This is a genomic window from Streptomyces sp. NPDC057616, assembly GCF_042800575.1.
GTDB lineage: Bacteria > Actinomycetota > Actinomycetes > Streptomycetales > Streptomycetaceae > Streptomyces.
Genome location: NZ_JBHVGU010000051.1, coordinates 43622 through 52493 on the forward strand (window position 1 = coordinate 43622; position 8872 = coordinate 52493).

Annotated in this window: 7 protein-coding genes; 3 read left to right on the top strand and 4 right to left on the bottom strand. The window is 73.9% G+C overall.

Annotated elements, in window-relative coordinates:
* Positions 1 to 211: 211 nt before the first annotated feature.
* Positions 212 to 1702: an FUSC family protein gene (locus tag ACFU97_RS40885; protein WP_384266934.1), complete on the bottom strand. Its 1491-nt coding sequence runs from the start codon at positions 1700 to 1702 to the stop codon at positions 212 to 214.
* A gap of 210 nt (positions 1703 to 1912) precedes the next feature.
* On the opposite strand from ACFU97_RS40885, the gene ACFU97_RS40890 reads away from it, so the two are divergent.
* Complete coding sequence (locus ACFU97_RS40890) at positions 1913 to 2389, top strand: Lrp/AsnC family transcriptional regulator (protein WP_384266937.1); 477 nt, start codon at positions 1913 to 1915, stop codon at positions 2387 to 2389.
* Positions 2390 to 2408: 19 nt separating this feature from the next.
* A complete protein-coding gene (locus tag ACFU97_RS40895) occupies positions 2409 to 3104 on the top strand; it encodes an HAD family hydrolase (protein WP_384266940.1) in 696 nt (231 codons plus the stop codon).
* Here ACFU97_RS40895 and ACFU97_RS40900 read toward each other — a convergent pair.
* The gene (locus ACFU97_RS40900) at positions 3068 to 3739 is read right to left on the bottom strand and encodes a TetR/AcrR family transcriptional regulator (RefSeq protein ID WP_384266942.1); all 672 of its coding nucleotides are present in this window, start codon (positions 3737 to 3739) and stop codon (positions 3068 to 3070) included. The genes ACFU97_RS40895 and ACFU97_RS40900 overlap by 37 nt on opposite strands.
* 102 nt (positions 3740 to 3841) lie before the next feature.
* Here ACFU97_RS40900 and ACFU97_RS40905 point away from each other — a divergent pair, with 102 nt between their 5' ends.
* Positions 3842 to 6928: a carboxyl transferase domain-containing protein gene (locus ACFU97_RS40905; protein ID WP_384266944.1), complete on the top strand. Its 3087-nt coding sequence runs from the start codon at positions 3842 to 3844 to the stop codon at positions 6926 to 6928.
* A gap of 84 nt (positions 6929 to 7012) precedes the next feature.
* Here the strand turns inward: ACFU97_RS40905 and ACFU97_RS40910 are convergent, their stop codons facing one another.
* Both ACFU97_RS40910 and ACFU97_RS40915 read right to left on the bottom strand, forming a co-directional pair.
* Entirely contained in the window at positions 7013 to 8401 is a 1389-nt protein-coding gene (locus ACFU97_RS40910) for an FAD-binding oxidoreductase (protein ID WP_384266946.1), read from the bottom strand.
* A 105-nt stretch (positions 8402 to 8506) separates the two neighbouring features.
* A partial coding sequence (locus ACFU97_RS40915) for a response regulator transcription factor (protein ID WP_384266949.1) occupies positions 8507 to 8872 on the bottom strand: 366 nt, incomplete at its 5' end.

Consider the following 8872-nt stretch of genomic DNA (forward strand, 5'->3'; position numbering starts at 1 on the left):
ACCCCATCGCGCGCCCACGGACGGCGAGCCGCGCGGGAGTGCGACCTCCGCCCGCGCCACCAGGCCGCCCCTGGCCCCACGGATACCCGCGACCCGCCGGACGGCAACCCGCGCCGACGGCCGGCGAGCCGTGCGGGGGGCAAGGCCCCCGCCCAGTCGGCACAAAGGTCACCTCAGGCCCCGTAGACCGATCGCGAACCGCCGGACGGTGTCATGCTCCGACGAGTGGCGAGCCCGACGGTGTGCGCAGTGGGGTTGCCAGTTCTGCGAGGGCTCGTTCCAGGCCGTGGAGGTGGGCCAGGGCCGGCTCCGTCCCGGGTGGCTGGGGGGTGGCCGTGACGTGGTCGTCGCCGCCGGTCAGGGCCTCGACCGCCGCCTCCACGCGCCAGCAGGCCGCGGCAAGGCGGGCGTCGTGGGAGGCCTCCGGGTCGGCGGCCACGGCGACCAGGCCACGGGTCTCGCGGGCGCAGTCGTCGAGCAGGGCCAGCACCTGGCGGGCACGCCGCTTGCGGCCGAGCATCGGGTTGAGCGGGTGGACCAAGGGCGCGACCGACATCCGTACCCGCCCGAGCAGCACCTCCAGTTCGGCGATCCGGCGCGCGGGATCGGCGTCCGCGGAGCCGGCCAGCCGCGCCGCCGCCTCCGCCGTGCACGCGTGGACGCAGCGCAGCGCCCGCTGGATCCAGTCGTGCGTGACGGCGTGCGTGGTGACGGGCAGGACGAAGAGCACCGCGAGCGCGGCCCCGAGCGCGCCGACTCCCGTCTCCGCCACGCGCAGGGCCAGCAGTCCCGGGGTGAGCACGCCCAGCAGGCCGTAGAGGAGCTCGGCGAGCAGTGTGACGCAGAGCATCATCCAGGTGTAGGACACGGCGGCGGAGTAGAAGATGCCGAAGACGCAGGCGGCGAGGAGGACGGCCGACGGGATCGCCGCCGCGTGCAGGGGGACGGCGATCAGCACGCCCAGGCCGATGCCGATCACCGTGCCGAGGACCCGGCGGAAGCCGCGGACCAGGGTCTCGCCGCGCGAGGCGGTGTTCACGAAGACCCACCAGGTGGCGCCGACGGCCCAGTACCAGCGCTGTCCGGACACCAGCTGGCCCACGACCAGGGCGAAGCCCGCGCCGGCGGTGACCTGGAACGCCTGGCGCGTGGTGACGCGGGCCAGGCCGGTGCCGGCCGGCGGTGCGGGCACGGGCGCCGGCGGCAGCTGGGCCTCGTAGCACCACAGGCCGAAGCGCACGGCCGAGGTGGTGAGCAGCGACAGCACGACGGCGGCGTACAGCTCGGGCAGCCGGTCGGTGGTCGCGTGCAGGAACTGCGCCATGAAGAAGGTCATGAACGCGAACACGCCGAGGCTGTGCCCGCGCGGGCCCCAGCGGCGCGCGTACACGCCGGCCCCGGTGATCGCGAGGAAGGTGAGGTCGCGGGCGACCGGGACGTCGTGCAGGACCGCCGCGGCGGCGAGCACAGGGAGGCCGACGGCGGGCAGCAGCGCCGTGGTGACGGCCTGCCCGCGGATCGTGGCGTCGGAGACCGTGAACAACGCGAGCAGCGCGGCCAGGCCGCCGATGACGGTGCCGACGAGGGAGAGGCCGGCCAGGCCGCAGACGACGACCGCGAGGCCGATGCCGAGCACGGCACGGCCGGCGAAGCGCAGCCGTATCCGCCCCGGGTCCGGAGCCACGAACACCCTCTTCAGCAACTGCTTCCCGCCCCTCGCACCACGGCATGAAAAAGGCGCCGCGGGGTTCCGCAGCGCCATCGACACCCCCATTGCAGCATCTCGCCCGCTGATGGCTCAAGCGAGCTCGCATATGCTGGGCCATTGGCACAGTCAGGTCGGTCCGGCAGGGGCCACGGGCGTGCCATCGGACCACACGCTGACGGGGTCGCACGGGAGGAGGCAGGCGCCATGGCCGTCGACGAGCTCGACACCCGCATCCTGCGGCTGCTTGTGGAGCAGCCGCGCACCAGCGTGCGCGAGTACGCCCGCATCCTGGGCGTCGCCCGCGGCACCCTCCAGGCCCGGCTCGACCGGCTGGAACGGGACGGCGTGATCACCGGCACGGGCCCGACGCTCTCGCCGGCCGCGCTCGGGCATCCGGTGCTCGCGTTCGTGCACATCGAGGTCACGCAGGGGCATCTGGACGAGGTGGGAGACGCGCTGGCCGCGGTGCCGGAGATCGTCGAGGCCTTCTCGATCACGGGTGGCGGCGATCTGCTGACCCGGGTGGTGGCCCGCGACAACGAGCATCTGGAGGACGTGATCCAGAAGCTGATCAGCCTGCCCGGCGTCGTCCGCACCCGCTCCGAGGTGGCGCTGCGCGAGCGCGTCCCGCACCGGCTGCTCCCGCTGGTCGAGTCGATCGGCCGCGCGGCCCGCACATGACCTTTGCCATGCTGGGGCCATGAGCAAGCTCGGCGGCACCGCGGTCATCTTCGATCTCGACGGAACGCTCGTGGACAGCGAGCCGAACTACTACGAGGCGGGCCGGCGGACCCTCGCCGAGCACGGCGTCCCGGACTTCACCTGGGCCGAGCACGAGCGGTATGTCGGTGTCAGCACGCAGGAGACGGCCGTCCTGTGGAAGCGGGAGTACGGCCTCGCCGCCTCGGCCGAGGAGCTGCTCGCCGACATCGACCGCCGCTATCTGGAGCTGGCCCGCACGGCCACGCGCGCGTACCCGCAGATGCGGAAGTTCGTGGAGCTGCTCGCCACGGACGGCGTGCCGATGGCCGTGGCCTCGGGTTCGTCGCCGGAGGCGATCGAGGCGATTCTGGCCGGCACCGGCCTCGGCGCGTTCCTACGCACCACCGTCTCGGCCGAGGAGGTCCCGCGCGGCAAGCCCGCCCCGGACGTCTTCCTGGAGGCGGCCCGGCGTCTCGGCGTACCGCCCGCCGACTGCGTGGTGCTGGAGGACGCCGTGCCCGGGGCCGTCGCCGCGCACGCCGCCGGCATGCGCTGCATCGCGATCCCGTACGTCGCCGAACAGGCCGGCGCCCCCGGCTTCGCCACCGCGGACCTGCTGTTGTCCGCCGGCCAGGACGAGTTCACGGCACACGCCGCCTACGACTGGCTCCTGCGCTCGGCCCACCCCGCCTGACCCCCCGCCGCCCGGGGCGCGCCGGTTCCGAGCAGGTGCAGATACATCGTGGTCACGTCGTGTACGGCCGCGTCGTACGTCTCGGGGCGCGCCGCGACCCGGCGGGCGAACTCGGCGCACATGCCCCCCACCGCGCGGGCCACGGCGAGCGGTTCCACCACCGGGGACGCCTCGCCCCGGTCGGCGAGGCGGCGGATGTAGCGGGCGTGGCGCCGGACGGGCCGTTCGCGGATCTCCTCCCACAGCTGCCGTACGTCCGGGTCGGTGCGGGCCTGCTGTTCCAGCAGGACGAGCAGGGGCTGGTGGCGGGCGCAGGCGGCGATGAAGGCGCCGACGGACGCCTCGGCGACGGCGTGCGTGTCGTCGCCGTCGACGCCCGGCACCTCCTGAGCGGCGAGGAAGGCGTCCCGTACGCGCCCCGCGAGGACGCGGAAGATCTCCTCCTTGGAGGAGAAGTACACGTAGAAGCCCGCCCGGGAGACCTCGGCCTGGGCGGTGATGTCGGCGACGGTGGCCGGGCCGAGTCCGCGCCGCGCGAACACGGCCTCGGCCGCGTCCAGGAGCCTGGCGCGGGCCGGGGCCTCGGTGCGGTCGCGGGCGGTGCGGACCGCCCAGGCCTTGTGCGTGCGTGCCATACCGGGAGCGTATTGACGTTGACGTCAATGTCAATGAGCATGACGGGGCCGGTCGACCGTGCGTGGCGGGGCCGGTCGCCGACGTCCTGGAGAGGTGCCCGCATGAGTGCCGTACTCGTCGCCAACCGCGGAGAGATCGCCGTACGGCTCCTGCGGGCCGTGTCGGAGGCGGGGCTGCGCTCGGTCGCGGTGTACGCCGACGGCGACGACGCGCATGTGCGGATGGCCGACGAGGCCGTACCGCTGGGCAGTTATCTCGACGTGGACGCGCTGATCGCCGCCGCCTCCGCGACCGGCTGCGCCTACCTGCACCCCGGTTACGGCTTCCTGAGCGAGGACGCGGGCTTCGCGCGGCGGTGCCTGGCCGCCGGTGTCACCTTCGTCGGGCCGGCGCCGGAGGTGCTGGACGTCTTCGGGGACAAGGTGCGGGCGCGTGAACTCGCCCTGGCCACGGGCGTTCCCGTGCTGCCGGGGGCACACGGCGGGCTGGAGGAGGCGCGGGCGTTCCTCGCCGGGGGCCCGATGATGGTCAAGGCCGTCGGCGGGGGCGGCGGCCGCGGCATGCGGGTCGTGCGGCGGGCGGAGGAGCTGGACGAGGCGTGGGAGCGGTGCGCCTCGGAGGCCGAACAGGGCTTCGGCCGGAGCGAGTTGTACGCCGAACGGCTGCTGGAGGGGGCCCGGCACGTGGAGGTGCAGGTCGCCGGGGACGCCATGGGAGCCGTCACACATCTGTGGGACCGGGACTGCAGCGCCCAGCTCCGCCACCAGAAGCTGATCGAGATCGCGCCCGCGCCCGGACTCCCGGACGCCGTACGGGAGAAGATCCTCGACAGCGCGCTGCGGCTGGCGCGGGCCGCTCGCTGTTCGAGCCTGGTCACCTTCGAATTCCTGGTCCTGGACGACCGGTTCCACTTCATCGAGGCCAACCCCCGCCTCCAGGTGGAGCACACGGTCACCGAGGAGGTGACGGGGCTGGACCTGGTCGCACTGCAGCTGCGGCTTGCCGCGGGCGCCACGCTGGAGGAGCTGGGGCTGTCGGGACCTCCCGCCCCGCCGCGCGGGTTCGCCGTGCAGGCGCGGGTCAGCGCCGGGTCGACCGGGCGGATCACGCGCTTCGACCTGCCGACCGGGCCCGGGGTACGCGTCGACACGGCCGTGCGGGCGGGGAGTGACGTCGGGTCGCGGTACGACCCGTTGCTGGCGAAGGTGATCGCGCATGTCCCGCACGGCGGGGTCGATGCGGCCGTCGCGCGGGTGCGGCGGGCGCTGGGCGAGTTCGGCGTGGAGGGGGTGCGGACGGGAATTCCCCTGCTGCGGGAGGTTCTTGCGCGGCCGGAGTTCTGGGCGCGTGCGGAGGCGATCGAGCAGGTCACCGCACGGGAGGCCGCGGGGGCGGATGGCACGGTCCTCGCGCCGCTCGGCGGCACCGTCGTCTCCGTGGACGTCTCCCCCGGTCAACCGGTGCGCGCGGGGCAGCAGTTGCTGGTGCTGGAGGCCATGAAGATGGAGCACGTGGTGCGGGCGCCCGGCTCCGGGGTGGTGCGGCTGCTGCACGCGCGCGTGGGTCAAACGGTGGGTGAGGCCACGGCGTTGGCCGTCCTGGACGGCGTGACCGGTGCGCCCGATGACGGGCCAGAGGTCGAGCGGGTCGACCTGGACGTCGTGCGCCCGGACCTCGCCGAGGCGGTGCGCCGGCACTCCTTCGGGCTGGACGAGCACCGGCCGCAGGCGGTCGCCAAGCGGCACGCGCTCGGCCGGCGTACCGCCCGCGAGAACATCGAGGACCTGTGCGACGCGGATTCCTTCACCGAGTTCGGCGCCCTGGCGATCGCCGCCCAGCGCCGGCGCCGCTCGCTGGACGACCTGATCCGCTCGACACCGGCGGACGGCCTGGTCTGCGGCACCGGGCGCGTCGGCGGCGAGCCGTGCGTGGCGATGTCGTACGACTACACCGTTCTGGCCGGCACCCAGGGGCTGCAGAGCCACCGCAAGACGGACCGGATGCTGGAGATCGCCGAGGAACGGCGGCTGCCCGTGGTGCTGTTCGCGGAGGGCGGCGGCGGGCGGCCCGGCGACACCGACACCACGTCCGTGGCGGGTCTGGACGTGACCACCTTCCAGCGGATGGCACGGCTCAGCGGGCTCGTGCCCCTGGTCGGCATCGCCTCGGGGCGATGCTTCGCGGGCAACGCGGCGCTGCTCGGCTGCTGCGACGTGGTGATCGCCACGCCGGAGGCGACGATCGGGATGGGCGGCCCCGCGATGATCGAGGGCGGCGGGCTCGGCGTGTACCGGCCCGAGGAGGTCGGGCCGCTGTCGGTGCAGGTGCCCAACGGGGTCGTGGACATCGCCGTCGCCGACGAGGCGGAGGCGGTGCGCGTCGCGCGGCGGTACCTGTCCTACTTCCAAGGTCCGCAAGGGAGTTGGGAGGCGCCGGACCGGCGGCTGCTGCGGCAGGTGGTGCCGGAGAACCGGCGGCGGGCGTACGACATGCGGAGCGCCGTCGCGGGGTTCGCGGACACGGATTCGGTGCTGGAGCTGCGGCCCGGGTTCGGTGTCGGCGTCCTGACGTGCCTGGTGCGCGTCGAGGGGCGGCCGCTGGGGCTGCTCGCCAGCAACCCGGCGCATCTGGGCGGGGCGATCGACCGGGACGCGGCCGACAAGGCGGCCCGCTTCCTGCAGTTGTGCGACGCCTTCGGGCTGCCGGTGGTCTCGCTGTGCGACACCCCTGGGTTCATGGTCGGCCCGGAGGCCGAACGGACCGCCACCGTACGGCACTTCGCCCGGCTCTTCGTGACCGGCGCCAATCTGCGGGTGCCGCTGGTGAGCCTGGTGCTGCGCAAGGCGTACGGGCTGGGGGCGATGGCCATGATGGGCGGCTCGACGCGGGCGCCGCTGGCCACGGCCGCCTGGCCGAGCGGGGAGTTCGGCGGGATGGGCCTGGAGGGCGCGGTGCGGCTCGGCCACCGCAAGGAGCTGGAGGCCATCGCGGACCCGGCCGAGCGTCACCGTGTCTTCGAGGAGCGGGTCGCCGAGTTGTACGAACGCGGGAAGGCGGTCAACGCGGCGGCCGCGCTCGAGATCGACGCGGTCATCGACCCGGCCGGGTCGCGGGACTGGGTGGTGGCGGCGCTGGAGCGGTGCCCCGTCCCCCGCCCGGGGCACCGCCCGTTCATCGACGCCTGGTGAGCAAGGCGCCGGTGAAGAAGGCACTGGTGAGCAAGGCGCCCGCTCGGCCGGCCACTTGGCGGATGTGGCCTGCGCCCCGGCCCGTCAGCTGGGCCGGATGTTCTGATTCAGCCGGAACACGTTGTCCGGGTCCAGTTCGGCCTTGATCCGGGCCAGCCGCTGGTAGTTGGAGCCGTAGCTGGCGCGGACGCGCTCCTGGCCCTCGTCCATCATCATGTTCACGTAGGCGCCGCCCGCCGAGTAGGGGTGCAGGGCCTCGGAGTAGTCGACCGCCCACCGCTTGATCAGCTCGGCGTTGGCCGGGTCCGGATCGACGCCGGCGTACACGGTCGACCAGCGGGCGCCGCGGTAGCCCCAGGGGGTCTCCTCGGGGCCGACGTCGTGGGCGGCTCCGTCGATCGGGTAGAGGTGCATCGTCGACTGGACGGTGGGCACCTCGGCGCCGAACTTGGCGTGCAGCTCGACGGCTTCGTCGGGGACCTCGTTGACGAAGTCGGCGCGCCAGTACCACTGGTGGCCGGGCGGGTAGAGCCCGTCGAACATGGACTGCAGGTCCGGGTGCGGCATCGGGGCGGTGAAGTGCAGCATGGGCTCCGGCAGCGCGTCGAGCAGCGGGGCCATCTCGCGGGCGGCCGCCTCGGGGTCGCTGCCCGCGTAGCACCAGACGACCCCGGCCGTCTTGCGCAGCTGGATCTCCTCGGGGAACGGCGGGGCGGGCGGGACCGTGCCGTAGAGGAAGAAGGCGTTGACCTCGCGAGGCGCGTTCGGCAGGAAGTCCCGGTAGGCGGAGAGGACTTCGGCGCTGATCTCGACGGGCCAGAAGGTGGGTCCGGCGACGACCGTGCCGACCTCGTGCAACCGGAACTCGAAGGCGGTGGCGACGCCGAAGTTGCCGCCGCCGCCGCGGATCGCCCAGAACAGGTCGGTGTTCTCGTCGGCGCTCGCGCGCACCTGGCGGCCGTCGGCGAGGACGACGTCGGCGGCGAGCATGTTGTCGATGGTCAGCCCGCACTTGCGGGTGAGGTGGCCGAGTCCGCCGCCGGTCGCGATGCCGCCGACGCCGGTGGTGGAGACGATGCCGCTGGGTGTGGCGAGACCGTGCGGGTTGGTGGCGCGGTCGACCTCGCCCCACACACAGCCGCCGCCGACGCGGACGGTGCGGGCCGCGGCGTCGACCTGGATGTCCTTGAGCGGGGAGAGGTCGGCGACCACTCCCCCGTCGACGGTGCCCAGCCCGGCACCGTGGTGGCCGCCACCGCGCACGGCGAGCGGCAGGTCATGGGCGCGGGCGAAGCCGATCACGCGGGCGACGGCATCGGCGTCGCCGCAGCGTGCGACGAGTGCGGGGCGCCGGTCGATCATGGCGTTGTAGACGGCGCGGGCCTGGTCGTAGCCGGCGTCCTCGGGTCCGATCAGCTCTCCGTTGAGTCCGGAGAGTTCACTGCGGGCGGCCTGTGCGGGTGTAGTGGACATGCGATATCCCCCGTTTGATAGGAGACGGGCCGATCTGCACGTTCTACTCGTGTTGCGCGGGTACCTGCATCCGTGGCCGTCACCTAGCTCGGGCCCGGCGGCTACCTACGTTTCGCCGTCGAGGCGGAGTCCGAGCCGTGCCGCGCGGTCCGCGACATGGCGGCGGGTGGGCGCGTCCAGCTTCTCCAGGACCGCGCGCACATGGTTGTCGACGGTCCGCACGGACACGACGAGCCGGTCGGCGATCTCGGCGTTGGTCAGGCCCCGCGCGAGCAGCCGCACGACCTGGAGCTGGCGCTCGGTGAGGCCGGCGGGGTTGCCGCGGGTGGCTGCGACGGGGCCGCGCGGGATGCGCCTTACGCCCAGCCGGCGCAGCTCGGCGCGGATCAGCCGGGCCAGCGGCTCGGCGCCCAGGGCGTCGAGTGCGGCGAGCGCCTCGAGTTTGTCGGCGGGGTGCGGGCTCTCCGCGAC